The sequence below is a fragment of the Ochrobactrum sp. PL_is501 genome (assembly GCF_055816895.1).
The window spans coordinates 240615-266262 of record NZ_JBVPGR010000031.1 but is presented as its reverse complement, the minus strand read 5'-3'; the positions used below and the strand labels follow the sequence as shown (position 1 = coordinate 266262).

The following is a 25648-nucleotide window of genomic DNA, read 5'->3' as shown; positions in this document are numbered from 1 at the left end:
TGCAGCTCTGGTTGCAGCTTCCGGCGCTCAGGCTGCCGACGCAATCGTCGCGCCAGAGCCAGAAGCCGTTGAATATGTCCGCGTCTGCGATGCTTACGGCGCTGGCTACTTCTACATCCCAGGCACCGAAACCTGCCTGCGTATCCATGGCTACGTTCGTTACGACGCCAAGGGCGGCGATCGCGTTTACGCTCGTTCGCTGGACGACCTCGAGCGCGACACCTGGGGCAAGAACGCCCGTGCAACGCTTCGCTTCTCGACCGCTTCGGAAACCGAACTCGGCACCCTGAAGACGTTCACCGAACTGCGTTACAACTGGAACGGCGGCGGCGACGGCGAAGAATACGCATACGGCTCGAGCGAAAACAGCTCTCTGCGTTATGCTTACATCCAGCTCGGCGGTCTGCGCGTTGGTCTCGACGAATCGGCTTTCGTAACCTTCCCTGGTTACCTCGGCAACGTCATCAACGACGACGTGATCCTCGCTGGCGGCTACCGCACCAACCTCATCAGCTACACCTTCACCGGCGGCAACGGCTTCTCGGCCATCCTGTCGCTTGAAGAAGGCGGCAACGGCGACTCCGACGTTGACGTAACGCTCAAGGACTACACGCCGCACGTTGTTGGCGGTCTGAAGTACGCTGGCGGCTGGGGCTCGATCGCTGGTGTTGTCGCTTACGACGCCCGCAACGAAGAGTGGGCTGGTAAGGTCCGCGCCGACGTCAACATCACCGACCGTTTCTCGGTTTGGGTAATGGGCGGTTACAAGTCCAACGACGACAACTACTACGTCACGCAGGAATTTGCTGACGGCAGCTGGCGCGGTATCCGCCGTATCGACTCGTTCTACGGCACCTGGGGCGGCGATTGGGCCGTTTGGGGCGGCGCAGCGTTCAAGGCAACCGAAAAGGCTACCTTCAACGTTCAGGTCGCTTACGAAGATGCAGAAACCTTCGCAGCAACTGCAAACGTTGCTTACGAACTGGTTCCTGGCTTCACCATCACCCCAGAAGTTTCCTACACCAAGTGGAACGACAAGCACTCTGAACTCAAGGGTGAAGATGCTTGGCAGGGCATGGTTCGCTTCCAGCGCTCGTTCTAATCCCTTCGGGATTGTTCAAAAGAACCCGGCAGCATCGCTGCCGGGTTTTTTGTTTTTCGATTTTCACGGTTGTGACCTTGCTTTCACCGGAAACTCAGTCTTTGTACGGATAAGAAAGCGATACGTGTTTCGTCGCTTCGTTTCCGATCATTTCCAGCGTGGAGACGCCACGACATGTTCAAATGGTTTTGGCCCGGCATAACGTGGACCGCAGCGCTGATGGCGCTTGCCCTCTGGTTCGGTGCGGACCGGGTTGAGACGGATATCGCGACGCGCACCGGCGAGGCACTCGCTCCATTCGTGTGGGCGGGCTTTGATGTGGACGGTCGCGATGTCACGCTGAAGGGCATTGCGACCGATCCAGAAGTACAGTCTGCTGCCAAAGATGCGCTGGAAAAGGTATGGGGGCTTCGCGAGGTCACCGATCTGACGAGCGTTCTACCGCTCGTGTCGCCCTACGCATTGCAGATAAAGAAGAGTGCTGACGGAATTGTCCTGTCCGGTTCAGTTCCGGATAATGACGTAAGAGACCGAATCATGACTGCCGCTGAAAGTGCGGCTCCGGGCATTCCGCTTGACGATCAAATGGCGGTAGGCCGCGGCAGCCCGCCGGACTTCGCTCATTCGGTGGAGTTTTCCCTGCAACTCCTGTCGGGATTGCGGGAAGGGGAGATCGGGATTTCCGATCGCAATATTTCGATCAAGGGCAGGGCAGCAGACGCAGCAAGCTATCAAAAGCTTCAGGCTCGATTGAGTTCTTCGCTTCCCTTCGGTCTGAAGGCTGAACGGGTTGAGATTGGCGAAGCTGAGCCTTCACAGTGAGCAAGGCCGGTCCGATTTGGAATTCATCTCCGCCAGTTTTCTGTTCGGAATTGACAGCCCGCCTGTTCGGGCCTTTCCTTTCGCACTATGAATAGGCATAGCGGAGCATATGTTCCGTTTCCGGAATAGAAAGCGGACCTGACAATGCTTTATTTAGCCGTATCGTTTTGGCCGGTTCTCGTCGTGGCGGTTCTGATTGGCGCGGTTGTCGGCTGGCTGACCGGTTCAAAGTAGTGGTTGCAAATTTGGGGCGGGGAAAATTAACGGCGAATATGTTCGTCGGGCTTGAGTAATTTGGAGTACGAGGAAACCATATGCCGTTGCTGATTGTTCAACTGGCTGTTCTTGTTGCCATCGCTTTTATTGTCGGCTGCTTTCTGGGCCGCTTCGTCAGGCGCAGAAACGCTGCAGTCCCGGACCGCGAACGCACAATCATTGCCGCAGCACGCGCCACCTTGCCCGTCGAAGAAAAGCAGGAAACGGCCAAGGAAGCTGAAGCACCAGCGGAAGCCGAAGGCCCCAGGACCTCACCGCAGCCGAGCGAGCCGCAGACGCTTTCGGTCAAAGTCGTGCCCGAGGCAGAAGTGGTTGGAAACTGGCCTTTGCAAGCCGAAAGCCAGGAGGCCGATGCGGAACCCGTTCTCGATCCGGGCCGTCCAGAGCTTCTTGAAGCTGCACGTCGTGGAAAAGCTGATGATCTCACCGTCATAAAAGGTATCGGTCGGGCCGTTCAGGGATTGCTCAACGGTATCGGCGTATTTCATTACGACCAGATTGCCAGCTGGAACGATGAAGAATCGCGCTGGATTGAGCGAAATATAGGTTTTCCGCGCCGAGTGGAGCGCGAGGATTGGATCGCGCAAGCCGCAAAACTGGTGAATGCAGCGAACAAAGCCAGTGCCAGGCATACGGAAAAGCCGCGAAAGGCGACCAAACCCAAACCGCGACGGACAAAAAAAGCAGGCGAATGAGCCTGCTTTTTCTTTGTCTTTTAATATTCCCGCTTAACGCCGGCCGTAAATCAGGTCAGCCTGGATATCGGCGCTGCCGGTCAGTCGGGCCTTGTATACCTCGTAGTTTTCCATCACCCGCTGAACGTAGTTTCGTGTCTCGGAATACGGGATGCGCTCTATCCAGTCCACCACCTGATCAATGGGCTTGCCGCGCGGATCGCCGTATTTCTCGATCCATTCCGATGCGCGGCGGGGGCCGGCATTGTATCCGGCGAAGGTGAGAACGTATGACCCGTTGAAACGATCGAGCTGTTCTCCGAGGAAATGGGCGCCAAGCGTGGCATTGTATCCTGCGTCCGTCGTGAGACGCGGTGCGGAGAAGCTCATGCCGTTACGGGTCGCCACATTCTTCGCTGTTGCAGGCATCAATTGCAGCAAGCCGCGTGCCCCGGCCTTTGAAACAGCACCAACGTTGAACTCGCTTTCCTGCCGGGCAATTGCATAGGCAAGGGCTTTGCCTGATCCGCTTATATTGGCGCTTGCCGGGATTGCGCCAAGCGGATGCGACAGGGCACCAACGTCGAGGCCGCGCAACGCAGCATTCTTGCCGACGCGCAGAGCCAGATAATGATTCTCGTTGCGTTCAGCCATGACCGCCAGCAGGGCCAGTTCGCCTACACTGTCGAGCTCTTGCGACAGCTGGTTATAGAGGGTGGTTGCCCGACTGCTGTAGCCCACCTGCTCCAACCGCTTGATTGCCTGTACCGCAGGGCGGCCGGCAAAACGCGTACGATCTGCCTCGGTTGGCTTTGGATAGATGAGTTCCGGTGCTTTTTCGCTTAGTTTGGCTGCTGAAAGCTGTCCGTAGAATGTCGTGCCGAAATGAGCGGAACGGCGATAATAGTCGCGGGCATCGCCGCCGGAACCGGCTTCAGCGGATCGCCCGAGCCAGTAGAAGGCACGGGACGCCGAAATTGGACGGGAGGAAATTTCTGCGATTCTGGCAAAATGCGGCGCAGCCGTTTTCGGCTGGTTCAGGGCGCGGAGCGCATACCATCCGGCATGGAATTCCGCTTCTGCGGCCATGGTGGGCGATTCGGCGGCATGAGCCGAAACCAGCTTGTACGCGAGCTGCGGCTTTCCAAGATCAAGTAGTTCTCGTGAAAGGATGCGGCGTTCGACCCACCATGCATCCGGATCGACAAGCGCCGACGCCTGACGCGGAGCTTTCAGCATGAGGTCTGTCGCCTCATTGTAGCGTTCGGCACGACGCAGATAGCGAATCTTCAGAAACTGATAGGCAGCATTGCCCTGCCAGCTGCGGTCGACATCCGCTATCGCCTTGGCGGCATTCGGAGATTTTTGTGCAACTGCCGCAAAGGCATTATAGAGCGATTGCGCCTGTGCAGGGCCTGCAAGCAGCTTTGCCGACTGCATGCGGTCATTATAGAGAGAGCGCAGAATGCGGCGCTGATGATCCTCGCGGGTCAGGACGCCCGAAAACTCTTTCAGTATCTTTTGCTCGTCTTCGGCAGAAAGGCGCTGCGTAGCCCACCACGGCGAAAGCAGCTCTCGCGCTTTGGCGGCATTGCCGGTGCCGATATAGGCGCGGGCAAGCACAATCATGCCTTCGGTAGTCTCTGGCCGCCTATTGCCGAGCGATGCGATGACGGTTGCAGGGGCCGGATTTTCCTTGAGCAGAGCCCGCTCGGAATTGCGCCGCAGGACTGGAGTTCCCGGCCAACCGCGCAGCTCTGCAACCGCCGTGGCGATTTCAGCGCTCGGAACGCTGTCGAGACCGGAAGTGGCAATTGCCCAGGTCAATATCTGGCGGTCAAGCGAACCATGCGGCATTCCATTGCGGAACGCAATCGCGCTCGCGGCGTCTCGGGAGGAGAGGGCGTCAAGGCCGCTCTTGAGCGTTCCGCCTATCGCGGCCGGATTTTCCATGCGGCTGACTGCTGACGTCATGACCGGATCGGGCGTATTCGGGCGCGGTTTCGGCGTTACAAGATTCATCGGCGACTGATGTGTCGCGGTCGGCGCAAACGGGCGCGCGAGCGGAGTTGGAATATCTGTCGGTAGCGACGATTGCGCGAGCGAAATCATCGGCTGCAAGGCAACCGCAACAAAGCAACTGGCGAGGAGCGCTTTTTTCTTCAAGGATATCGCTGCGACGTGTTTTGACATTGGCTAACTAGAACAAAGACTTGGTTGATGCGCAATATGTTGTTGAAATCAGGCTTTTCTTAGCCCGGCTTTTGACGGTCTATTTCGCCATTGAAGTTAGGTCCTGAGCCTAGGCTCAAGGAATGAATCTATCCTTAATAAAGCGTTATCTCCGATCTTCGCTGGCACAGACCTTCCGCAACGTTTGATGTTCTTTTAATCAATCCGGCCTATCATCGGCAGTGCACGGAACTAGCAACAAATTTTGCCGCAAAACTGCCGCATTGCGCCTGTTTTGCCAGCATACCCCGCTTGCTCCACTCGTGCTGCAAGACTATTGTGCAACGCCTCTACCTGGTCACATACCCAAGATGATCGGGGAATGAGGTCCCGTCTTTCTTTTCTCAGGAGTTCACTAATGCTGAAGGGCTCAATTACCGCGCTTGTCACGCCATTCGATTCCGAAGGAGCGTTCGACGAGAAAGCCTTTCGCGCATTCGTAAACTGGCAGATCGAAGAAGGCACCAAAGGTCTTGTTCCGGTCGGCACGACTGGTGAAACGCCAACGTTGTCGCATGACGAGCATAAGCGCGTCATCGAGGTTTGCATCGAGGTTGCGGCTGGCCGCGTTCCCGTGATTGCCGGTGCCGGCTCCAATAATACGGTGGAAGCGATCGAGCTGGCGCAGCATGCCGAAAAGGCTGGTGCTGATGCGGTTCTCGTCGTCACGCCTTATTATAACAAGCCGAACCAGCGCGGTCTTTACGAACATTTCTCGCGTGTGGCGCGCTCTATTTCGATTCCGCTCATCATCTACAATATTCCCGGCCGTTCGGTCATCGACATGACGCCGGAAACGATGGGCGCTCTTGTTCGCGACCACAAGAATATCTTGGGCGTCAAGGATGCGACCGGCAAGATCGAACGCGTTTCGGAACAGCGTGCGACCTGCGGCAAGGATTTCATTCAGCTTTCCGGTGAAGATGCCACTGCCCTCGGTTTCAATGCCCATGGCGGGGTAGGGTGCATTTCGGTTACATCCAATATCGCGCCGCGCCTTTGCGCCGAATTCCAGGATGCGTGCCAGGCCGGTAATTTCGCCAAGGCGCTCGAATTGCAGGATCGCCTCATGCCGTTGCACAAGGCGCTCTTCATCGAGCCGAATCCTTCGGGGCCTAAATATGCCTTGTCTCGTCTGGGTCGCGTCGAAAATGTGCTGCGTTCGCCGATGGTAACGGTGGAAGCCGCGACGGCAGAGAAGATCGATCAGGCCATGAAGCACGCGGGTCTGGTCAACTGACCTGCCAAGTTTACCGCTTTCGCTGATTTTTACGCTCCCGTAGCTTCGGGAGCGTTTTCATTTCCGGCATTGCACATTATATGGTGCCATCATGAACAAGCCCAAGAATTCTCCCGTGCGCAAGATTATCGCGGAAAACCGCAAGGCGCGCTTCAATTTTGAAATTCTCGATACGCTCGAAGCCGGTCTGGTTCTGACAGGCACCGAGGTCAAGTCGTTGCGCGCCAATCAGTCCAACATAGCCGAAAGCTATGCGAGCTTCGAGAACGGCGAGTTCTGGCTCATCAATTCCTATATTCCGGAATATACGCAGGGCAATCGTTTCAACCACGAGCCACGGCGCCTGCGCAAACTGCTCGTCAGCAAGCGCGAAATGTCTCGTCTGTTCAATTCCGTATCACGCGATGGAATGACCGTGGTGCCATTGAAGCTTTACTTCAATGATCGGGGCCGGGCTAAGCTGGAATTGGCGCTGGCGCGAGGCAAAAAGACTCACGACAAGCGCGAGACTGAAAAGAAGCGCGACTGGAATCGCGAAAAGGCTCGCTTGATGCGGGATAAGGGATAAATATCGGCAAAGAAAGAGCGCTTCAGGCGCTCTTTTGATTCAGATAGTTGCGCACATTGCGAAACACGGTGCGGAACATGGCGTCGGTCAGCCGTCCGGTATTCGTGTTATAGCGTGAACAGTGATAGCTGGAGAAAATCCGCAAATTGCCGATGTCGCTCACCTTGTCGTGACCGAACGGATGGCGCGCTACCGGTGCTCCAAGCGCACGGACAGTCGATTGATGCGCAATCGTTCCCAGCGTGACGACGGCTTGCAGATTTGGAAACCGGGTCAGCATTGGCGACAGGAACTGGCGGCAGTTGTTGATTTCAGAGCCGATAGGCTTGTTTTCCGGTGGCACGCATCGCACAGCATTGACAATGCTGGCATCCAGCAGGCGCAAGCTGTCATCGGGGCGGGCCTCGAATTTGCCGGTCGCGAATCCGAATTCGCACAATGTACTGTAGAGAAGATCCCCGGCATAATCGCCGGTAAAGGGGCGCCCGGTTCTGTTGGCGCCACGCAAGCCCGGTGCCAGTCCGACAATCAGGAGCCGGACATCGCTATCATGCGCAGGCAGAAATGGCGGAACCGGTGAATTGTGCCACGAAGGTTCCTTGCGCCGCCATTCCTGCAGGAAAGCATGCAGCCTTGGACAAATATCGCAATTGGGAGATGGTTCGGAAATCATGCCCTTGCATGAACCGGCTCGACGACGGCGTCAATAGCTGTCGTCGAGATCATCATCCTGACGGCGCGCCGGACGTTCTGACGGATCGCGACCGATCTCAGCCTTGAGCGAGACCAGATCGATGAAATGATCGGCCTGACGGCGCAGTTCATCCGAAATCATGGCGGGCTGTGTGGTCAGGGTCGAAACGACGGAAACCTTGCGGCCCTTGCGCTGAAGAGCTTCAGCGAGCGAGCGGAAATCACCATCACCGGAGAAAATCACAAAATGATCAACCGTATCGGTAAGCTGCATGGCATCCACGGTCAGCTCGATGTCCATGTTGCCCTTCACCTTGCGGCGTCCAGTGGAATCGGTAAATTCCTTGGCAGCTTTGGTGACGACCTTGTAGCCGTTGTAATCCAGCCAGTCGATCAAGGGCCGGATTGACGAATATTCCTGATCTTCAACCAGGGCGGTGTAATAATAGGCGCGGAGCAGATAGCCGCGCTTTTGAAATGCTTTCAAAAGCTTCCGATAATCAATATCGAACCCCAAGGTTTTTGAGGCAGCGTATAAATTGGCGCCATCAATAAAAAGCGCAATCTTTTCACGAGAATCGAACATCGTGCAATATATCCACTCTACGGCCGGACGGGAGTGGGCCGGCGACCGCTTATTCAGTTTGTTTTCTAAAACGGCGGGTGGTATCGAATTTTACCAGTGCGTTTATTGCCTTCTAAGGACATATCACAGAAAAACAAGCAACCATTGGTTGTTATTTGCCTGCACTAAATTACCTAAGAGGGAGCCTTATATCAGTAATCTCTTTTTGGTTTATAAATTATTGTGCCGTTTCGACGCATTGCGGGGTTTTATGAGGCAAATCCGTGAAATCGGCGTTAATTTGCCAGATTTCATACGGTGATGCACGAGCAATTCCGCTTTTGCTTGTAATTTGGCTCCGCACGCGTTATGTGGGGAAAAATCCAATAAAGTTCGAGAAATGAAAGGGACCGCGCATGGCCCGCGTCACTGTTGAGGACTGCGTAGATAAGGTCGAGAACCGTTTTGAGCTGGTTCTGCTGGCTGGTCACCGTGCTCGCCAGATTTCCCAGGGTGCACAGATCACCATCGACCGCGACAACGACAAGAATCCCGTCGTTGCCCTGCGCGAGATCGCCGATGAAACCCTGTCGCCGGACGATCTGAAGGAAGACCTTATCCACTCGCTGCAGAAGCATGTGGAAGTCGATGAGCCGGAAGCGGCTGCGCCTGCACAGATCGCCTCTTCGTCGGAAGACGTTGCGGAAGGCATTGCAGAAGCTGCCGAGGAAGACGTAGTTGCTTTCGACCGCATGTCGGAAGAAGAGCTGCTCGCCGGTATTGAAGGCCTCGTCGCACCAGAGAAGAACGACGATTTTTAATCGTCCTCTGGATTAAATCTTTTTGCATGCGCTGCGAGTTTCCGTCGTGGCGCATGTTTTTATGCGCGTGCTCGTGCGCGAGGGTCGGCAGCTGCGATGCTGGACGCCTGCCCGGAAGACGCGCCGCGCTCCAAATGACGAGCGGTTTCTGCCGGAAATTAATATTGTCGGCAGAAAATTAAACCTAAACGTCGAGAACTGTTCGATTTTCGGTGATTTTGGGTCACAATACCCGATATGTTTCCAAACATCGGTTTCGAAAGGGAGTTCTCGTAGATGATGCGCCAATATGAGCTTGTGGAGCGTGTGCAGCGATACAAGCCTGACGTGAATGAGGCGCTTCTCAACAAGGCATATGTCTATGCCATGCAAAAGCATGGCAGTCAGAAACGTGCTTCCGGAGATCCCTATTTTTCGCATCCGCTCGAAGTCGCCGCGATCCTCACCGATATGCATCTCGACGAAGCGACGATTGCCATCGCCCTTCTGCACGATACGATTGAAGATACCACAGCCACCCGACAGGAAATCGATCAGCTTTTCGGTCCCGAAATCGGCAAGCTCGTCGAAGGGCTGACCAAGCTCAAGAAACTCGACCTCGTTTCGAAGAAAGCAGTGCAAGCGGAAAACCTTCGCAAGCTGCTTCTGGCGATTTCCGAAGATGTCCGCGTGCTTCTGGTCAAGCTGGCCGACCGTCTGCACAATATGCGCACGCTGGGCGTGATGCGGGAAGACAAGCGCCTGCGCATTGCCGAGGAAACGATGGATATCTATGCGCCGCTTGCAGGCCGCATGGGTATGCAGGATATGCGCGAAGAGCTGGAAGAGCTGGCATTCCGCTATATCAATCCCGATGCTTGGCGTGCTGTCACGGATCGTCTGGCCGAACTTCTGGAAAAGAACCGCGGCCTGCTGCAGAAGATCGAAAAGGACCTGTCCGAGATTTTCGAAAAGCATGGCATCAAGGCCAGTGTGAAGAGCCGCCAGAAAAAGCCATGGTCCGTGTTCCGCAAGATGGAAACAAAGGGCCTGTCGTTCGAGCAGCTTTCCGACATTTTCGGCTTTCGTGTCATGGTTGATACGGTGCAGGATTGCTACCGGGCGCTCGGACTTATCCATACGACATGGTCGATGGTTCCGGGCCGGTTCAAGGACTATATTTCCACGCCCAAGCAGAACGATTATCGGTCGATCCATACCACCATTATCGGGCCGTCGCGGCAGCGCATCGAACTGCAGATACGCACGCGCGAAATGGACGAGATTGCGGAATTCGGCGTTGCTGCCCACTCGATCTACAAGGATCGCGGCAGCGCGAACAACCCGCACAAGATCTCTACCGAAACCAATGCCTATGCATGGTTGCGCCAGACAATCGAGCAGCTTTCAGAAGGCGATAATCCGGAAGAATTTCTCGAACACACCAAGCTTGAACTCTTTCAGGATCAGGTGTTTTGCTTCACGCCGAAAGGCCGTCTCATTGCTCTGCCGCGCGGTGCGACGCCGATCGATTTCGCCTATGCTGTTCACACAGATATCGGCGACAGCTGCGTTGGCGCAAAGGTCAATGGCCGCATCATGCCGCTGATGACCGAGTTGAAGAACGGTGACGAAGTGGAGATCATCCGGTCCAAGGCACAGGTGCCGCCTGCGGCCTGGGAATCGCTTGTCGCTACCGGCAAGGCGCGCGCCGCCATTCGGCGCGCTACCCGCTCGGCTGTCCGCAAGCAATATTCCGGGCTTGGCATGCGCATTCTGGAGCGCGCATTCGAGCGCGCCGGAAAGCCGTTCAGCAAGGATATTCTTAAACCCGGACTTCCGCGCCTGGCGCGCAAGGACGTGGAGGACGTTCTGGCTGCAGTCGGACGCGGTGAACTGCCGTCGACCGATGTGGTCAAGGCCGTTTATCCCGATTATCAGGATACGCGCGTGACTTCGCAGAACAGCCCCGCCAAGACTGGCGAGAAGGGCTGGTTCAACATTCAGAATGCAGCCGGCATGATATTCAAGGTGCCGGAGGGCAGCGAAGACGCGACAAAGACCGACGCCGACGCCGCACCGAAGCCGGGGAAAAAGGCGCTGCCGATTCGTGGCACCAATTCGGACCTTCCGGTGCGTTTTGCCCCGGAAGGCGCTGTGCCCGGAGACCGTATCGTCGGCATTCTCCAGCCCGGTGCCGGCATCACCATCTATCCGATCCAGTCGCCGGCGCTGACGGCCTATGACGATCAGCCGGAACGCTGGATCGATGTGCGTTGGGACATTGACGAGCAGATGAGCGAGCGTTTCCCGGCGCGTGTCAGCGTCTCGGCTATCAACTCGCCGGGCTCGCTTGCCGAGATAGCGCAGATCGTGGCGGCCAATGACGCGAATATTCACAATCTTTCCATGGTGCGCACCGCACCGGATTTCACCGAAATGATTATCGATGTCGAGGTTTGGGACCTCAAGCATCTCAACCGTATCATTTCCCAATTGAAAGAAAGCGCGAGCGTCAGCGGCGCGAAACGCGTGAACGGATAGGACTAAGATGAACACCGAAGATGTGCTTGCCGTCTTCCGCGAAGCGGGGGCGATCCTTGAAGGCCACTTTATCCTCACATCGGGCCTGCGCAGCCGTATTTTCCTTCAAAAGGCACGTGTTTTCATGCATGCCGACAAGACGGAAAAGCTTTGCAAGGCATTGGCGGAAAAGATCGAGGCGGCAAATCTCGGGACCATCGATTACGTGGTTGGACCAGCCATTGGCGGTCTCATTCCTTCCTATGAGACGTCGCGCCATCTGCACGTTCCGTCAGTCTGGGTGGAGCGCGAGAACGGGGTGTTCCGCCTGCGGCGTTTCGATGTGCCGAAAGGCGCACGCGTCGTCATCGTGGAAGATATCGTCACGACTGGACTTTCCATCCGCGAAACGATCGATTGCATGAAGGACCTCGGTATCGAAGTCGTGGCCGCAGCCTGTATCGTTGACCGCTCGGCGGGAAAGGCCGACGTCGGCACGAAGCTGATCTCTCTCGCCGAGTATGAAGTCCCAGCCTATCCCGCGGATAAATTGCCGCCAGAGCTTGCTGCAATTCCGGCAGTGAAGCCCGGTAGCCGCAACATTTAAGCAGGCAAGCCGATGGCTTTCCATGCGCTGCAGGGGGATACACCCCTGCGGCGAAATTCCGCTTTGCGGGACGCGTTATAGTTACCTATTTAAGGGTAACTGCCAGAGACGTTCTTCCGGCTTCCATAAACAGGATTCCATCGTGAGTGTAGCGCCTATCATATTCGATCCCAGATCGCCTTATCGTGCGCCATGTGGGGTATGCGTGGATTGCGATGTCCGGCGGATGGCCGTTTGCGCTGCGCTGGATGACGGCGATCTTGGCGCTCTGGAAGCAATCATGACCTCCAAGCGTCTCGATGCCAATGAGCAGCTGGTGGAGGAGGGCGAGCCGAAGCGTCGCGTCTTCAGTCTGACTTCCGGCATGTTGCGCATCTATACGTCGCTTCCTGATGGGCGTCGGCAGATTGCGGGTTTCCTGTTCCCCGGCGATTATCTTGGCCTGGCGGACGACGAGACTTACTCCCAGTCGGTTGAGGCTGTGGTGCCATCAGTCCTGTGTGCCTTTACCACCAGGGAGATGGACGATCTGATGGAGCGTTTTCCCAAATTGAAGGAGCGCCTGCATCAGATGACGCGGGCCGCGCTTCGCACGGCGCGCGACAATCAGCTTGTCCTCGGACGCCTTGCGCCGGTGGAAAAGCTTGCGAGCTTCCTGCTGGTCCTTTCTTCCCGTGCGGAAAAGCGCGGCGAGAAGCCCAACCCTGTTCATCTTTCGATGAACAGGACCGACATTGCCGACTATCTCGGCCTGACGATTGAAACCGTCAGCCGCAGCTTCACAAAGCTGAAGACGCAGGGGCTGATCCAACTGCTCGATGCTAATACGGTGGAAATCCTGTCGCGTCGTTCACTGGCAGCCGTTGCTGGAATGGACCCGGAAAGCCTCTAGCTTCAAGCCCACATCGCCAAAAGCCGGGTGAATTTCCGTTGATTCAAATCAATGCACTACCCGGCTGAACAGCCTAATCCTGACCATAGAAATTGATGCGAACCCGTCTTGGGGCGCGCGATTCAAAATGGGGAAAACAGGTGCTGTTGTGGCTGGGAATTGCAATATCGGCTGTCATGCATGCGGGCTTCCTTGCCGCATCATGCCGTCTTGCCCCGCAGAATGTCGCTCCGGTTCCGGTGCGCGCATCGGCAGGGCTTCGCCGGAGCGACCAACGCTTAAGGTGGACGCGCTATGCATGAAGAAGCGATAAGACGCTACGCCGCATTGGCTGTACCCAGATATACCTCCTTTCCGACGGCTGCGGATTTCATGCCCGTGGGCGCTGAGACCACGCATCGCTGGCTGCGCCAGATCGGGCCGGAGGAAAGCGTCTCCCTTTACATCCATGTGCCCTATTGTCGGCAGCTGTGCCACTACTGCGGTTGCCATGCAAAAATGGCTGTCCGCAACGATGTGGTCGAGAATTTCTGTACTGCTCTGCTGAGCGAAATCGAGACCGTCAGCAAGAGCCTGACCGCCCGGCCGAATGTGGTTCACCTTCATTGGGGCGGGGGGACGCCCTCGATTTTGAACCCGCGCCAGTTTATGAGCATTCTGGCGGCGCTGCGCGTTGCATTCGACTTTTCGCCTCAGATGGAACATGCCATTGAGCTTGACCCGCGCACCGTCACGCCACAGCTCGTACGTACGCTTGCGCTCATGGGCGTCAATCGTGCCAGCCTCGGCGTGCAGGATGTAGACGCCGAGGTCCAGAAAGCCATCGGTCGCATTCAACCGATAGAGACGGTCGCCAAGGCTGCAAGTCTTCTGCGCGAAGTCGGCATTGATCGCCTCAACTTCGACCTCATCTATGGCCTGCCGTTGCAGACAGTGGAGACATTGCGCGAGACCTGCGAAAAGGTCGCAATACTCAAGCCCGATCGCGTTGCCTGCTACGGCTATGCGCATCTGCCCCAGCGCCGCGCCAATCAGCGCCTCATCGATGCGAGCCTCCTGCCGGATGCCGATGAACGCTTCGCTCAGGCACGTGTCGTCGCGGAAAGCTTCATCGGTTTCGGTTATGAACCAGTGGGGATCGATCACTACGCATTGCCTGACGACAGTTTGGCCGTTGCCGCGCGCAATGGCACGCTGCACCGCAATTTCCAGGGTTATACGGATGATCGCTGCCAGACTCTGATCGGTCTCGGCCCGTCATCGATTTCGCAGTTCCCCGGCGGCTATGCCCAGAATATCTCGGACGTGACGCAATATTCCAAGCGCGCTAACGCGGGCGAACTGGCAACGGTCCGTGGTTATGCGATGCGCGAAAGCGACCGTATCCGCGCCGGTATCATCACCGCGTTGATGTGCAATTTCCGGGTCGATCTGAACGCTACGGCCCCGGGTGTGGAGTTTTCCGATGAGCTGGCCTTGTTGCGCCCTCTGGTCGCGGATGGGCTGGTGGAAGTCCGTGGCGGGGTCATCAGCGCGACAAGTGACGGCAAGCCGCTGATCCGTCTGGTTGCGGCTGCTTTTGATGAATTTCGCAGGGAGACGATGCACGGCTTCAGTTTCGCCGTCTGAACTTGCGTTGGAACAAAGATGTAGAGCGAAAGATGCTCTATCAAGAAAATGCTGCTGCACCGGGCCGTCAAGAAGGTCAGTAGCATGGGAGCACCGCCGTTGGGGGACGTGCGGTGCTCCACTATTTCAGAGCACAGCCCGAAAGCCAGGACGGCCTTCGGGCTGTGTGTTTTACGTGTCAGGCCTTGCGGTTCTTTTCCAGCTTGGGCAGGAAAATTGTCAGCAGGCCGAGCAGCGGCAGATACGAGCAGATGTTGTAGACATACTCGATGCCCTTTTGGTCAGCGACGACGCCAAGAACGGCGGCTGCGATACCGGCCATGCCGAAAGCAAAGCCGAAGAACAGGCCCGACACCATGCCGACACGTCCCGGCAGCAGTTCCTGAGCGAATACCACGATGGCCGGGAAGGCCGAGGCGAGGATCAGCCCGATGATGACCGTGAGGACAGCCGTCATTTCGAGATTCGCATAGGGCAGGGCCAGCGTGAACGGCAGGACGCCGAGGATTGAGGCCCAGATCACCTTGCGCGCACCGATCTTGTCACCAATGGGCCCGCCGATGATCGTTCCCGCGGCGACCGCGCCGAGAAACAGGAACAGAAGCAATTGCGATGCCTGCACCGTCACGCCGAAATGGCTGATGGTATAGAACGTGTAGTAGCTCGTCAGGCTGGCCATGTAGATGTACTTGGTGAAAACCAGCATCGCCAGAACGCCAACCGAGACGAGCACCTTGTTGCGCGGCAGCGGAAGGGTCTTGTCCGGTTTCGCCTTGCTGGCGTTGGCAATCCGGTAGCGATTGTACCAGTTGCTCACATACCAGAGCAGCATCATGCCGACGAGCGCGGCGACAGAGAACCAGGACACGCTGATCTGGCCGAACGGCAGGACGATGAACGCTGCCAGAAGTGGGCCGATGGACGAACCGAAATTACCGCCCACCTGAAACAGCGACTGCGCGAAGCCGTGCCGTCCGCCGGAGGCGAGCCGTGCCACGCGTGCCGCTTCCGGATGGAAGACCGACGAGCCGAAGCCGACAAAGGCCGCACCCAGAAGCAGGATCGAATAATGATGCGCGGTCGCCAGAAAGACGAGGCCGACAAGCGTGCAGCCCATGCCGAACGGCAGGGAATAAGGCATCGGCTTGCGGTCCGTGTAGATACCCACGAGCGGCTGGAGGATCGATGCCGTCATCTGGAAGGTGAACGTCAAAAGCCCGATCTGCCAGAATGACAGGCTGTAGTTGTCCTTCAGCATCGGATAGATGGCCGGAAGGAGCGACTGCATCATGTCGTTCAGGAAATGGCCCATGCTTGTGGCCAGAATAATGGCGAGGACAGTATTGTCCGCGCCGCTGTTTGATGGCTGCTGTGCAGCACTCATGCTCATACTGCTACTCCGAAGATGAAAGCCAGTCTTCTGGTGTATTTCCTGCGACACTATCTGACAGCAGGAAAAGAGATTTCAAGGAAATTGCGGATGTTGAGAGCCTGTTCCAAAAGTCGCCATGCCGGTCTGCAAATGGCAATTTTCTGCGTTCCGGTGCTCACGTACTGTTCAAGTACATTGTGCTCCGGTACTCGAAAATCGCCATTTTCGCCTCGGCCTGCCGCTTTTTGATTCAGGCTCTGATGAGAAACCGGCGAAAATTTGCGAATTTGATGCCTGAACAGGCATGTGGCTTGCTCAAACGTCAAATTCATTTCGCCAGCGAATGTCGCGACCCATTCTCAGCACACTATTAATAGGACTATTGCCTCTCGCCCGCTTTCGTGATTTGGTCCAATAGTTTCGAGAGTGGGCCAAACAAAGGGCAGAGCTGCAATGAAACCGAAGTCGCCGCCGGGCCTGCTGCTGCCGGGAAGCGAGGAACTGCAGAAGTTCCACGAGCAGCGCATCGCCATGCTGGAAGGCATGAGCGGGCCGGTGATTGCTTTGCCGACGCGCTATCCCGACGGCTATTTCGTGCCGCGCCATCGTCACAGCCGGGCGCAGCTTCTGTGTGCGTCCCAAGGGGTGGTGCTGGTGACGACCGATGCCGGACGTTGGATGATACCCAGCGATCACGCCATGTGGATACCGGCGGGTGTGGAACATTCGGTCGAAATTCTCGGCGAAGTCTTCATGCGGTCGATCTATATCTGCGTCGATGCTGTGTCGGGTGTGCCGGATTATCTTCATGTGGTCGGGCTGACCGATCTCATGCGGTGCCTCATAACCGATGCAACGGCGCAGGACAGTACGCCTGAACCTGACAGCCGCGATGCGCTGGTGATCGAACTTATATTGCGGGACCTCCACACGCTGCCGCAACGCTCGTTGGGCCTGCCTTTTCCATCCGATCCGCGCCTGGAGAAGCTGTGTCGGGAATTCGTGAAAAAGCCTTCTTCACGCGCCACAATTGACGACTGGGCGGACAGGATGGCGATGAGTCGACGCTCGTTCACCCGGCATTTCCAGCGGGAAACCGGCGTAAGCCTTTCGGTCTGGCGCCAGCAGGCATGCCTGTTCGCCGCAGTTCCCCGCCTCACGGAAGGGGAGGCGGTGACGAGCGTGGCGCTGGATCTGGGTTATGACAGCGTTTCCGCTTTCACGACGATGTTCCGCAGGATGCTCGGAGTTTCGCCACGGTTCTATTTGCCGCGGCTCGACACTGTTCCGTTTGAACGCAGCGATAGCGTCGCGGCGGAATAATAATAATTGTCTCTGCGATGGGAGCGCATTAATAGGACGACATGCTTTTTCAACGCCGTAATCCCCCGACCAGAAAAGAGCGTCTGAGGCTTCTGGTCTGGCCGCGCCGCTCCTTCTCCCGTTCCCTCCGGTACGGTGGCAAACGGATTCTGCGTATCACGGCCTCGCCGCATGCCGTTGCTGCCGGTCTGGCGGTCGGCGTGTTCTCGGCGTTTACGCCTTTCTTCGGCTTTCATCTTATCATTGCGATTGTGCTTGCCTATTTTCTCGCCGGGAATATCGCTGCCGCAGCGCTTGGCACGACGCTTGCCAACCCGCTGACGCTGCCGTTCATCTGGGGAAGCACGTTCGAGCTTGGCCGTTTCATCATGAATGGCAGCATCGATGATGCGCCGCCGGTGCGCCTCGGACGAGCCTTGGAAACTATGCGTTTCGATGAAATCTGGACCCCGCTCCTGAAACCGATGCTGTTCGGTTCCACCATTCTGGGCGCCGCATTCGCCGTGGTGGTCTATTTTGTCACCCGGTTTGCGGTTTCAGCCTTCCGTCGTCGCCGTATCGAGCGTCTTGCGGAAAAGCACCGCCTGCATCGCGCACAGGAGTCTCAGAAAGCATGATTGTCGGTATTGGCAGCGACCTCATCGATATTCGCCGTGTCGAAAGTGCGCTTGAGCGGCATGGCGACCGTTTCCGCAACAGGGTCTTTACAGAGACCGAGCAGAAGAAATCGGATGGGCGCAAGCAGCGCGCCGCATCTTATGCAAAGCGTTTCGCCGCGAAGGAAGCCTGTGCCAAGGCGCTCGGAACCGGCATAGCCCAGGGCGTTTTCTGGCGGGACATGGGCGTGGTCAATGCTCCTTCGGGAAAGCCCACCATGCATTTGACCGGCGGCGCGGCCAAACAGTTGCAGAAACTCTTGCCCGCCGGAACCCGCGCTGCCATACATCTGACAATTACCGATGATTTTCCTCTCGCGCAGGCTTTCGTTATCATCGAAGCCCTGTCTGAGACGAAATAATTGTGATTGTGACAGGCAAACTCCTGCTCATAATCGTGCGATAAACCGGCGTTCTGCCGGCGGCGTGATTGCGTCATGCATTCATAGTCGTTATTAGATCGCGTTATCGGAAGCGGAGATCCAATGAGCGTGTCCAGCAAAAGTGAGACAAAAAAATCCGGCGGCCTTGGCGAAACCATCAGCGTTATCGTGCAGGCGCTGCTGCTGGCACTGGTCATCCGCACCCTGCTTTTCCAGCCTTTCAGCATACCATCGGGCTCCATGCGCCCAACGCTTCTGGAAGGCGATTATCTGTTCGTTTCCAAATATGCCTATGGCTATTCGCGCTATTCGCTGCCGTTCGGGCTGGACCTGTTTTCGGGCCGTATCTGGAGCGCTGAGCCGAAGCGCGGCGACGTGGTGGTGTTCAAGCTGCCGAGCGATCCTTCTGTCGACTATATCAAGCGCGTGATCGGCCTGCCGGGCGACCGCGTGCAGATGCGCGGCGGTGTGCTCTATATCAACGATCAGGCGGTCAAGCGCGATCGCATCGGTACGATCAATAATCCCGATGTCACCGAGCAGAACCGCCCGGTCGAGGTTTACCGAGAAACCCTGCCGGAAGGCGTGACCTACGACACGCTCGATCTTGCGCCCAATTCCATCGGTGACGATACGCGCGTCTTCGAGGTTCCCGCCGGTCATTACTTCATGATGGGCGACAATCGCGACAACTCGCTCGATAGCCGCTTCGGTGTCGGTTATGTGCCGTTTGAAAATCTGGTCGGACGCGCCAACATCATTTTCTTCTCCATCGCCGACAAGGCAAGCCCGTTGGAAATCTGGAAATGGCCGTCCGAAGTTCGCTTTGGCCGACTGTTCAATTCAGTCAATGGCACACCGCATACAGCCGTAACCGGAAATTGAAATGGCTTCGGCAAATCAGACAGCAGCAATTCTGGAAGAGCGCACCGGACACCGTTTTCTTAATCTGAAACGGCTGGATCGTGCGCTCACCCACTCAAGTGTGCAGGCGCCATCGCGCGCAAATTATGAACGTCTCGAATTTCTCGGTGACCGCGTTCTGGGGCTGACCGTCGCCGAAATGCTGTTCGATGAATTCCCGGAAGCATCCGAAGGCGAATTGTCGGTTCGTCTCAATGCGCTGGTAAATGCCGAAACCTGTGCGGCGATTGCCGACGAGATCGGTCTTGCCGATCTCATTCATACCGGCTCCGACATCAAGTCACTGAATGACAAGCGCCTCTTGAATGTGCGGGCCGATGTCGTCGAGGCGCTGATTGCCACGATCTATCTCGATGGTGGGCTTGAAGCCGCGCGACGCTTCGTCAAGCGTTACTGGGAAAAGCGGTCCCTGCAAACGGGCGCCGCCCGCCGTGATGCCAAGACGGAACTGCAGGAATGGGCGCACCAGCAGGGCAATGTCCATCCTGCCTATTCCATCATCAGCCGCACCGGCCCGGACCATGATCCGTTGTTCACGGTGGAGGTGACGGTCAAGGGTTTTGCTGCGGAAACGGGCGAGGGCCGTTCAAAACGGATAGCCGAACAACACGCGGCGGAAGCGATGCTTTATCGTGAAGGCGTCTGGAAGCGTGACAATCCGGCTTGATGCAAGAATTGGCAATTTTTAAATCGTGATCGGTTATAATGGTCTAATACGGATAAATGCCGCTTTCGCGTGCAGTTTTGTCGTATCTGGGACGTCGTGCGCTGGAGGACGGCGGCGTTCCGCAAGGAAATATCGTCTGGAAGGATAAACAATGAATAATCGGACGACGCCGGCTGACGGCGAGAACGAAGCAGGACAGACGCGTTCCGGCTTCGTGGCGCTGATCGGGGCGCCGAATGCGGGGAAATCCACGCTGGTCAATCAGCTTGTGGGAACCAAGGTTTCAATCGTCACGCACAAGGTGCAGACGACGCGCGCCCTTGTGCGCGGCATATTCATCGAAGACCAGGCGCAGATTGTCCTGGTGGACACGCCGGGCATTTTCCGCCCGAAGCGCAGGCTCGACCGCGCCATGGTCACCACGGCCTGGGGCGGCGCCAAGGATGCCGATATCATTCTGGTGCTTCTCGATTCGCAAGGCGGCTTGAACGAAAATGCCGAAGCGCTGCTTTCGAGCATGAAGGATGTGCGCCAGAAGAAGGTTCTGGTGCTCAACAAGGTCGATCGCGTCGATCCGCCGATTCTGCTGGATCTCGCCCGCAAGGCCAACGAGCTTGTCGCATTCGACCAGACTTTCATGGTTTCCGCGCTTAACGGCTCGGGCTGCAAGGATCTGGCAAAATATCTGGCCGACAATGTTCCAAACGGCCCATGGTATTATCCGGAAGACCAGATTTCCGACATGCCGATGCGCCAGCTCGCGGCCGAAATCACCCGCGAAAAGCTCTATCTGCGTCTGCATGAAGAACTGCCCTATGCGTCGACCGTGGAAACGGAGCGCTGGGAAGAGCGCAAGGACGGCTCCGTTCGCATCGAGCAGGTCATCTATGTCGAGCGCGAAAGCCAGAAGAAGATTGTCCTCGGTCACAAGGGCGAGACGATCAAGGCAATCGGGCAGTCAGCGCGCAAGGAAATCTCCGAGATACTGGAACAGACCGTTCATCTCTTCCTTTTCGTGAAGGTGCGTGAGAACTGGGGCAACGATCCGGAACGCTATCGCGAAATGGGCCTTGATTTTCCAACCTAGAGCGCGTTTCGATCTGATGAAATCAGATCGGCGCTCTAACTTTGTACTGGCGCGCATCTTGTCCGAAAACCGTTTCACACTTTTCGGGATGCGCTAATTCATAAGACTGGCGGCCATGGAATGGCGCGATGAAGGCATAATTCTCGGGACACGACGCCATGGCGAGACAAGCGCCATCGTGGAAGTGATGACCCGTGAGCATGGCCGCCATATGGGTATGGTGCGCGGCGGGCGTTCCCGCCGCATGCAGCCTTTGCTCCAGCCGGGCAATCATGTTGATGTGACATGGTGGGCGCGGCTGGATGAGCATATGGGCAGCTTTACCATCGAACCGCTGGAGTTTGCTGCCGCGCGCCTCATCGAAACGCCGGTGGCGCTTTACGGTATCCAACTAGCGGCTTCCCATCTGCGTCTTTTGCCGGAACGCGACCCGCACCGCGGTCTTTATGAAACGCTTCGGCTTATCATCGAGCATTTTGACGACCCGCTGGCCTCCGGCGAACTGGTGCTGCGCTTTGAGGTGATGATGCTTGAGGAACTGGGCTTCGGTCTTGATCTCAAGGAATGCGCCGCGACGGGCGTCAAGGAAGACCTGATCTATGTGTCGCCAAAATCCGGACGTGCTGTCTGCCGTGATGCGGGCGCGCCCTGGGCCGACAAGCTTCTGGTTCTGCCGGGTTTCGTCAACAACACGGCCGTCCGTGCAACGTCCTATGACGACATCAATCATGCCTTCACGATGACGGGTTATTTCCTGATGCGGCACGTCTGGGAACCACGTGCGATAACGCCACCCGATGCGCGCGGCGGGTTTCTGAACGCCCTCGGGCGGGCGATCAGCCCATAGTTTCATTTAAGCATGATCTTTTCCGAAAACCGGTTCCCACTTTTCGGGATCATGCTTTCACAGCCAGGCTGAAAACCTCACCTTCAAATGCGTCTGCTCCGCGCCCGATTGCGCGTATGGCGGCAACCATCCGCCCCTGTCGCCCCAGAATATCGTCTGCGAGCGCTATGAGCCGGATATTTGGCGTAGCCGATGGAGACACACCACGCACAATCCCGGCAAGCACATTTTCATCGAGCGCGGGGTTCAAAGCCGAAGCGATGATGAAAGCCGCAGCCGTGGAACGGGAAATACCGGCGTAGCAGTGGATAAGCAAAGGCGCATCCATGGGCCAGCCCTTCGCGAAGTCCAGAAGCGCCTGCACGTGGCTTTCATCGGGAGCAACCAATCCCGCACGAGGTTCAACAATATCGTTGAATGTCAGCGAGAGGCGCACGGCATCATAGCCATCCGGCAGAGCCGCAGGTTTTTCGCTTCCAAGCGTCACAACATGGCTTGGCCGGTGCAAGGCAAGTTGTGTTGCCAGTTGCGACAAGGGCGCCACGACGATCCGGTTCATCGGTTCTGCCGAGCTTTTTCCAATGCCGCAAACCGTGCGAGGAAATCCGTCTGCACATCTTGTGTCGGGCGCGGGGTGATATCCAGTCCTGCCGGATCGAAACCGCGCGGACGCCCGAAATATTTGACGGCTTCCATCTCGGTGAAACCTGCAAGTCGCGTGGCCTCAAAGAAGGCTGCGACCTGATCGGCACGCTTGATGAGCGTCTTGAGCTGGGCGGGAACGGTGATCGGCAGTGAAAAGCGCAGGTGAATGGCGTTTTCCAGCCGCGTTTCAATCATCTTGTAACTGCCGCCCATCACCGCCTTGAAGGGCGAAATCATGTCGCCGATCACATATTCCGGCGCATCGTGCAGAAGCGAGAGTAGCTGCCATTCTATGCTGGCATCGGGCACCAGCCGGGTGAATATCTGGTCCACCAGCAGCGAATGCTGGGCAACCGAAAATGCGTGTTCACCGACAGTCTGCCCGTTCCATCGCGCAACGCGGGCCAGACCATGGGCAATGTCCTCAATCTCGATATCAAGCGGGGACGGGTCGAGCAGATCGAGACGGCGACCCGACAACATGCGTTGCCAGGCGCGCGTCTTGCCGGAAGATCGGTCGGCGCTTGCCATCAGGCGTTTCCTGCTTCGGCTTCCGGAAATCCGAACCGCACGTGCGGCGGCAAGGTGAGGGTGACTGGCGTCTCGCCCGCAAGAATGACGTTCCCGGCATCCATCGCATCCTTGACCCGGTCGATGCGTACAAGCGCGATGCCGACCATATCAGCCGAGCTTCCCATTGTGCCGATCTCACGTCCATCAACGGTGAGCGGCGTACCCATCGGCGGAAGAGGGGCCTCGGAGCGGGCCACCAGAACGCGCCGCCGTGCCGTGCCGCGATGCTGCATCCGGGACACGACTTCCTGCCCGATGAAACAGCCTTTCGGGAACGACACGCCGCCCGTCTGGTCGAAGTTGACGTCATGCGGGAACACGTCGCTGTAAGCGAAATCCGTTTCACCTTCCGCTATGCCATATTCCGCGCGCAGCTTCGTCCATGCGTTCTCATCGGTTGCGCCATCTGCCTGACCATAAATCCGGTAGACATTCAGTTCGGCTGGAAAACGGCTGTCGCGCTTGATTGAATCACTTTGTGAAGAATGTGATTCAGTTTGCCAGGAAACGCTGACAAGCGATTCTGGCAACTGCTTTATTTCGGCTTTCGCACGCAGCCGGTAGAGCGTGATACGCTTGATAAAATCGGCGGCAATGCTTGCCGGAAGATCGAAACGCAAGCCGCCATCGATGCGTGAAACGAGAAAGTCGAACAGGATTTTCCCTTGCGGAGCGAGCAAGGCTCCCGGTTTGAGGTCGTCGGCTCCCAGCTTGTCGAGATCGGTCGTAATCACAGCCTGCAGAAACTTTTCAGCCTCTTCGCCCGTGATGTGAACCAAAGCCCTGTTGGAAAGATTTACCGTTTCAGCTGCCGTCGTCATCGCTTCGTCCTTGCCTTTCGCGCCCTCGTTACGTAAGCCCCATTGCAGAGGCTCGCAAGTCCTATCAATCTGGCAGGAGACAACTATGGCCGAAACATTCGATACGATTTTGAAGGGTGCAACCATCGTCAATCACGACGGTATAGGCCAGCGCGACATCGGTATTCGCAATGGGCGCATCGCTGCCATAGGCTCTCTTTCCACTCACGCGGCGGGCGAGGTGATCGATTGCACCGGTCTGCATATTCTGCCCGGCGTGGTGGATAGCCAGGTGCATTTCCGCGAGCCCGGCCTTGAACAGAAGGAAGACCTCGAAACCGGCTCTCTTGCCGCCGTGTTGGGCGGCGTAACTTCCGTCTTTGAGATGCCGAACACGAAACCGCTCACGACTTCGGCGGAAACGCTGGAAGACAAGGTGAGACGTGGCCGTCATCGCATGCATTGCGATTTCGCTTTCTGGGTTGGTGGCACGCGCGACAATGCGAAGGACGTTGCCGAACTGGAACGCCTGCCGGGCGCTGCGGGGATCAAGGTATTCATGGGATCATCCACCGGCGATCTGCTGGTCGAGGACGACGACGGCGTGCGCTCGATCCTCAAGAACACGCGTCGCCGCGCGGCTTTCCATTCGGAAGACGAGTTCCGGCTGGAGGAGCGTAAGGGCCTGCGGGTTGAGGGCGATCCGTCGAGCCATCCGGTCTGGCGCGATGAAATTGCAGCACTTCAGTGCACCGAACGGCTTGTGCGCATCGCGCGCGACACCGGTGCGCGCATTCACGTGCTACATATCTCCACTGCCGAGGAAATCGACTTCCTGAAAGATCACAAGGATGTTGCGACGTGCGAAGCGACCCCGCACCACCTCACCTTGTCGGCAGACGATTACAAGACGCTCGGCAATCTCATCCAGATGAACCCACCGGTGCGTGACAAGCGCCACCGCGACGGTGTGTGGAAGGGCATCGATCAGGGTATTGTCGATGTCCTCGGTTCCGACCATGCCCCGCACACGCTGGAAGAAAAGCAGAAGCCCTATCCGGCTTCCCCGTCCGGCATGACGGGCGTGCAGACGCTGGTGCCGATCATGCTCGATCACATCAATTCCGGCAGGCTCACGCTGGAGCGTTTCGTCGATCTTTCCAGCCACGGCCCGAACCGCATTTTTGGCATGGCCCGCAAGGGACGCATCGCGGTCGGCTATGATGCAGACCTCACCATCGTGGACATGAAGCGCCGCGAAACGATCACGCATGAGCAAGCCGGTTCGAAAGCTGGCTGGACGCCCTATCATGGCAAGACCGTCACCGGATGGCCGGTTGGAACTTTCGTGCGCGGCATAAAGGTGATGTGGGAAGCGGAGATCGTCAACGCCAACAAGGGCGAGCCGGTGGAGTTTCTCGAAGCATTGCCGCATCGCTGAAAGTCGTCTCATGTTTGTTGTCGACCTGACCTACACCAAGCCTCTTGAGGAGATCGGGAGGCATCTTGAAGCGCATCGGGAATTTCTGGACCGGCAATATGCGGATGGTGTTTTTCTGGCTTCCGGGCCGAAAAACCCACGAAATGGCGGCGTGATCCTCGCAAGCGGTAAGGTCAGCAAGCGTGAGTTGGATTCGATACTGAAGCTCGACCCCTTCATGCAATATGGACTGGCAACTTATGATGTCGTCGAGTTTACGCCAGCAAAGTATGCGCCTCCTCTTGGTGATCTTCTTTAAGGTAAGGAG

General features: G+C 57.1%; 26 protein-coding genes and 1 pseudogene. 20 read left to right on the top strand and 7 right to left on the bottom strand.

All coding sequences use genetic code 11. The features are described 5' to 3' along the window. The 3 genes from AC0TOF_RS07095 to AC0TOF_RS07085 all read left to right on the top strand — a co-directional run. Positions 1–1102 (top strand): porin (locus tag AC0TOF_RS07095; RefSeq protein WP_473767667.1); only part of this gene is annotated, 1102 nt, incomplete at its 5' end. 174 nt (positions 1103–1276) lie between these two features. After that, a complete protein-coding gene (locus AC0TOF_RS07090) occupies positions 1277–1924 on the top strand; it encodes a BON domain-containing protein (protein ID WP_473767666.1) in 648 nt (215 codons plus the stop codon). 314 nt (positions 1925–2238) lie between these two features. Continuing rightward, positions 2239–2895 carry a 50S ribosomal protein L21 gene (locus AC0TOF_RS07085; protein ID WP_473767665.1) on the top strand — a complete coding sequence of 219 codons (657 nt, stop codon included), beginning with the start codon at positions 2239–2241 and terminating at the stop codon, positions 2893–2895. Between the two features lie 33 nt (positions 2896–2928). Here AC0TOF_RS07085 and AC0TOF_RS07080 read toward each other — a convergent pair whose 3' ends face one another. Continuing rightward, positions 2929–4986 (bottom strand): lytic transglycosylase domain-containing protein, encoded by a 2058-nt coding sequence (locus tag AC0TOF_RS07080; protein ID WP_473767676.1) that lies wholly within the window; start codon positions 4984–4986, stop codon positions 2929–2931. A 478-nt stretch (positions 4987–5464) separates the two neighbouring features. Between AC0TOF_RS07080 and dapA the strand changes: the two genes are divergently transcribed. Further along, positions 5465–6346, top strand: coding sequence for a 4-hydroxy-tetrahydrodipicolinate synthase (gene dapA, locus AC0TOF_RS07075; RefSeq protein WP_473767664.1), 882 nt, complete (start codon positions 5465–5467; stop codon positions 6344–6346). A gap of 91 nt (positions 6347–6437) precedes the next feature. Next, positions 6438–6914, top strand: a complete 477-nt coding sequence (gene smpB / locus AC0TOF_RS07070; protein ID WP_122000010.1) for an SsrA-binding protein SmpB — start codon at positions 6438–6440, stop codon at positions 6912–6914. A gap of 22 nt (positions 6915–6936) precedes the next feature. On the opposite strand, the gene AC0TOF_RS07065 is transcribed toward smpB, so the two are convergent. Both AC0TOF_RS07065 and AC0TOF_RS07060 read right to left on the bottom strand, forming a co-directional pair. After that, positions 6937–7587 carry a uracil-DNA glycosylase gene (locus AC0TOF_RS07065; protein ID WP_473767663.1) on the bottom strand — a complete coding sequence of 217 codons (651 nt, stop codon included), beginning with the start codon at positions 7585–7587 and terminating at the stop codon, positions 6937–6939. A 30-nt stretch (positions 7588–7617) separates the two neighbouring features. Further along, on the bottom strand, positions 7618–8193 hold the full coding sequence (locus AC0TOF_RS07060) for a LabA-like NYN domain-containing protein (protein WP_112592144.1): 576 nt from the start codon (positions 8191–8193) through the stop codon (positions 7618–7620). A gap of 395 nt (positions 8194–8588) precedes the next feature. On the opposite strand from AC0TOF_RS07060, the gene rpoZ reads away from it, so the two are divergent. The 5 genes from rpoZ to hemN all read left to right on the top strand — a co-directional run bounded on the left by rpoZ (position 8589) and on the right by hemN (position 14623). Beyond that, entirely contained in the window at positions 8589–8993 is a 405-nt protein-coding gene (gene rpoZ, locus AC0TOF_RS07055) for a DNA-directed RNA polymerase subunit omega (RefSeq protein ID WP_022569110.1), read from the top strand. 276 nt (positions 8994–9269) lie between these two features. Further along, the gene (locus AC0TOF_RS07050) at positions 9270–11516 is read left to right on the top strand and encodes a RelA/SpoT family protein (protein WP_122000012.1); all 2247 of its coding nucleotides are present in this window, start codon (positions 9270–9272) and stop codon (positions 11514–11516) included. A 7-nt stretch (positions 11517–11523) separates the two neighbouring features. Then, complete coding sequence (gene pyrE / locus AC0TOF_RS07045) at positions 11524–12102, top strand: orotate phosphoribosyltransferase (RefSeq protein ID WP_122000013.1); 579 nt, start codon at positions 11524–11526, stop codon at positions 12100–12102. A 226-nt stretch (positions 12103–12328) separates the two neighbouring features. Further along, positions 12329–12994 (top strand): helix-turn-helix domain-containing protein, encoded by a 666-nt coding sequence (locus AC0TOF_RS07040; protein WP_473767662.1) that lies wholly within the window; start codon positions 12329–12331, stop codon positions 12992–12994. Between the two features lie 294 nt (positions 12995–13288). Further along, positions 13289–14623, top strand: a complete 1335-nt coding sequence (gene hemN, locus AC0TOF_RS07035; RefSeq protein WP_122000015.1) for an oxygen-independent coproporphyrinogen III oxidase — start codon at positions 13289–13291, stop codon at positions 14621–14623. Positions 14624–14801: 178 nt separating this feature from the next. Here hemN and AC0TOF_RS07030 read toward each other — a convergent pair whose 3' ends face one another. Beyond that, on the bottom strand, positions 14802–16013 hold the full coding sequence (locus tag AC0TOF_RS07030) for an MFS transporter (RefSeq protein ID WP_473767661.1): 1212 nt from the start codon (positions 16011–16013) through the stop codon (positions 14802–14804). Positions 16014–16145: 132 nt separating this feature from the next. On the opposite strand from AC0TOF_RS07030, the pseudogene AC0TOF_RS07025 reads away from it, so the two are divergent. From AC0TOF_RS07025 to recO, 8 genes and pseudogenes are all read left to right on the top strand, one after another. Further along, positions 16146–16261 (top strand): annotated as a pseudogene (locus AC0TOF_RS07025) (flagellar basal body P-ring protein FlgI); the annotation flags it as partial. 217 nt (positions 16262–16478) lie between these two features. Next, positions 16479–17318, top strand: coding sequence for an AraC family transcriptional regulator (locus AC0TOF_RS07020; RefSeq protein WP_473767675.1), 840 nt, complete (start codon positions 16479–16481; stop codon positions 17316–17318). 41 nt (positions 17319–17359) lie between these two features. Then, positions 17360–17935 carry a type IV secretion system effector BspA gene (bspA, locus tag AC0TOF_RS07015; protein WP_473767660.1) on the top strand — a complete coding sequence of 192 codons (576 nt, stop codon included), beginning with the start codon at positions 17360–17362 and terminating at the stop codon, positions 17933–17935. Then, positions 17932–18336, top strand: coding sequence for a holo-ACP synthase (gene acpS, locus AC0TOF_RS07010; RefSeq protein ID WP_122000019.1), 405 nt, complete (start codon positions 17932–17934; stop codon positions 18334–18336). The genes bspA and acpS overlap by 4 nt, the downstream gene beginning before the upstream one ends. 123 nt (positions 18337–18459) lie before the next feature. After that, a complete protein-coding gene (lepB, locus tag AC0TOF_RS07005; protein WP_122000020.1) occupies positions 18460–19242 on the top strand; it encodes a signal peptidase I in 783 nt (260 codons plus the stop codon). Position 19243: 1 nt separating this feature from the next. After that, the gene (gene rnc / locus AC0TOF_RS07000) at positions 19244–19948 is read left to right on the top strand and encodes a ribonuclease III (RefSeq protein WP_122000021.1); all 705 of its coding nucleotides are present in this window, start codon (positions 19244–19246) and stop codon (positions 19946–19948) included. A gap of 151 nt (positions 19949–20099) precedes the next feature. Then, positions 20100–21035 (top strand): GTPase Era, encoded by a 936-nt coding sequence (era, locus tag AC0TOF_RS06995; protein WP_473767659.1) that lies wholly within the window; start codon positions 20100–20102, stop codon positions 21033–21035. A gap of 115 nt (positions 21036–21150) precedes the next feature. Next, positions 21151–21882, top strand: a complete 732-nt coding sequence (recO, locus tag AC0TOF_RS06990) for a DNA repair protein RecO (protein WP_473767658.1) — start codon at positions 21151–21153, stop codon at positions 21880–21882. A 49-nt stretch (positions 21883–21931) separates the two neighbouring features. Here recO and AC0TOF_RS06985 read toward each other — a convergent pair whose 3' ends face one another. From AC0TOF_RS06985 to ygfZ, 3 genes are read right to left on the bottom strand one after another with little or no spacing between them, the layout of a single operon-like run. After that, positions 21932–22441, bottom strand: coding sequence for a tyrosine phosphatase family protein (locus AC0TOF_RS06985; RefSeq protein WP_473767657.1), 510 nt, complete (start codon positions 22439–22441; stop codon positions 21932–21934). Next, positions 22438–23058, bottom strand: coding sequence for a YfbR-like 5'-deoxynucleotidase (locus AC0TOF_RS06980; RefSeq protein ID WP_473767656.1), 621 nt, complete (start codon positions 23056–23058; stop codon positions 22438–22440). Before AC0TOF_RS06980 ends, AC0TOF_RS06985 begins: the two co-directional genes overlap by 4 nt. Beyond that, positions 23058–23921 (bottom strand): CAF17-like 4Fe-4S cluster assembly/insertion protein YgfZ, encoded by an 864-nt coding sequence (gene ygfZ, locus AC0TOF_RS06975; RefSeq protein WP_473767655.1) that lies wholly within the window; start codon positions 23919–23921, stop codon positions 23058–23060. The genes AC0TOF_RS06980 and ygfZ overlap by 1 nt, the downstream gene beginning before the upstream one ends. 85 nt (positions 23922–24006) lie before the next feature. Here ygfZ and AC0TOF_RS06970 point away from each other — a divergent pair, with 85 nt between their 5' ends. Further along, positions 24007–25341 (top strand): dihydroorotase, encoded by a 1335-nt coding sequence (locus AC0TOF_RS06970; RefSeq protein WP_473767654.1) that lies wholly within the window; start codon positions 24007–24009, stop codon positions 25339–25341. A 10-nt stretch (positions 25342–25351) separates the two neighbouring features. After that, a complete protein-coding gene (locus AC0TOF_RS06965; protein WP_473767653.1) occupies positions 25352–25639 on the top strand; it encodes a YciI family protein in 288 nt (95 codons plus the stop codon). Positions 25640–25648: the final 9 nt, after the last annotated feature.

What these genes read in the sequence shown, in the direction of transcription:
- AC0TOF_RS06970 (WP_473767654.1), top strand. Translation starts at nt 24,007, where the DNA reads ATGGCCGAAACATTCGATACGATTTTGAAGGGTGCAACCATCGTCAAT.
- AC0TOF_RS06980 (WP_473767656.1), bottom strand. Translation starts at nt 23,058, where the DNA reads ATGGCAAGCGCCGACCGATCTTCCGGCAAGACGCGCGCCTGGCAACGC.
- dapA (WP_473767664.1), top strand. Translation starts at nt 5,465, where the DNA reads ATGCTGAAGGGCTCAATTACCGCGCTTGTCACGCCATTCGATTCCGAA.
- rnc (WP_122000021.1), top strand. Translation starts at nt 19,244, where the DNA reads ATGGCTTCGGCAAATCAGACAGCAGCAATTCTGGAAGAGCGCACCGGA.
- hemN (WP_122000015.1), top strand. Translation starts at nt 13,289, where the DNA reads ATGCATGAAGAAGCGATAAGACGCTACGCCGCATTGGCTGTACCCAGA.
- pyrE (WP_122000013.1), top strand. Translation starts at nt 11,524, where the DNA reads ATGAACACCGAAGATGTGCTTGCCGTCTTCCGCGAAGCGGGGGCGATC.
- AC0TOF_RS07090 (WP_473767666.1), top strand. Translation starts at nt 1,277, where the DNA reads ATGTTCAAATGGTTTTGGCCCGGCATAACGTGGACCGCAGCGCTGATG.
- AC0TOF_RS07080 (WP_473767676.1), bottom strand. Translation starts at nt 4,986, where the DNA reads ATGATTTCGCTCGCGCAATCGTCGCTACCGACAGATATTCCAACTCCG.
- acpS (WP_122000019.1), top strand. Translation starts at nt 17,932, where the DNA reads ATGATTGTCGGTATTGGCAGCGACCTCATCGATATTCGCCGTGTCGAA.
- AC0TOF_RS07040 (WP_473767662.1), top strand. Translation starts at nt 12,329, where the DNA reads ATGGCCGTTTGCGCTGCGCTGGATGACGGCGATCTTGGCGCTCTGGAA.
- AC0TOF_RS07085 (WP_473767665.1), top strand. Translation starts at nt 2,239, where the DNA reads ATGCCGTTGCTGATTGTTCAACTGGCTGTTCTTGTTGCCATCGCTTTT.
- rpoZ (WP_022569110.1), top strand. Translation starts at nt 8,589, where the DNA reads ATGGCCCGCGTCACTGTTGAGGACTGCGTAGATAAGGTCGAGAACCGT.
- AC0TOF_RS06985 (WP_473767657.1), bottom strand. Translation starts at nt 22,441, where the DNA reads ATGAACCGGATCGTCGTGGCGCCCTTGTCGCAACTGGCAACACAACTT.
- AC0TOF_RS07050 (WP_122000012.1), top strand. Translation starts at nt 9,270, where the DNA reads ATGATGCGCCAATATGAGCTTGTGGAGCGTGTGCAGCGATACAAGCCT.
- bspA (WP_473767660.1), top strand. Translation starts at nt 17,360, where the DNA reads ATGCTTTTTCAACGCCGTAATCCCCCGACCAGAAAAGAGCGTCTGAGG.
- ygfZ (WP_473767655.1), bottom strand. Translation starts at nt 23,921, where the DNA reads ATGACGACGGCAGCTGAAACGGTAAATCTTTCCAACAGGGCTTTGGTT.
- AC0TOF_RS07060 (WP_112592144.1), bottom strand. Translation starts at nt 8,193, where the DNA reads ATGTTCGATTCTCGTGAAAAGATTGCGCTTTTTATTGATGGCGCCAAT.
- era (WP_473767659.1), top strand. Translation starts at nt 20,100, where the DNA reads ATGAATAATCGGACGACGCCGGCTGACGGCGAGAACGAAGCAGGACAG.
- AC0TOF_RS06965 (WP_473767653.1), top strand. Translation starts at nt 25,352, where the DNA reads ATGTTTGTTGTCGACCTGACCTACACCAAGCCTCTTGAGGAGATCGGG.
- lepB (WP_122000020.1), top strand. Translation starts at nt 18,460, where the DNA reads ATGAGCGTGTCCAGCAAAAGTGAGACAAAAAAATCCGGCGGCCTTGGC.
- AC0TOF_RS07065 (WP_473767663.1), bottom strand. Translation starts at nt 7,587, where the DNA reads ATGATTTCCGAACCATCTCCCAATTGCGATATTTGTCCAAGGCTGCAT.
- recO (WP_473767658.1), top strand. Translation starts at nt 21,151, where the DNA reads ATGGAATGGCGCGATGAAGGCATAATTCTCGGGACACGACGCCATGGC.
- AC0TOF_RS07030 (WP_473767661.1), bottom strand. Translation starts at nt 16,013, where the DNA reads ATGAGCATGAGTGCTGCACAGCAGCCATCAAACAGCGGCGCGGACAAT.
- smpB (WP_122000010.1), top strand. Translation starts at nt 6,438, where the DNA reads ATGAACAAGCCCAAGAATTCTCCCGTGCGCAAGATTATCGCGGAAAAC.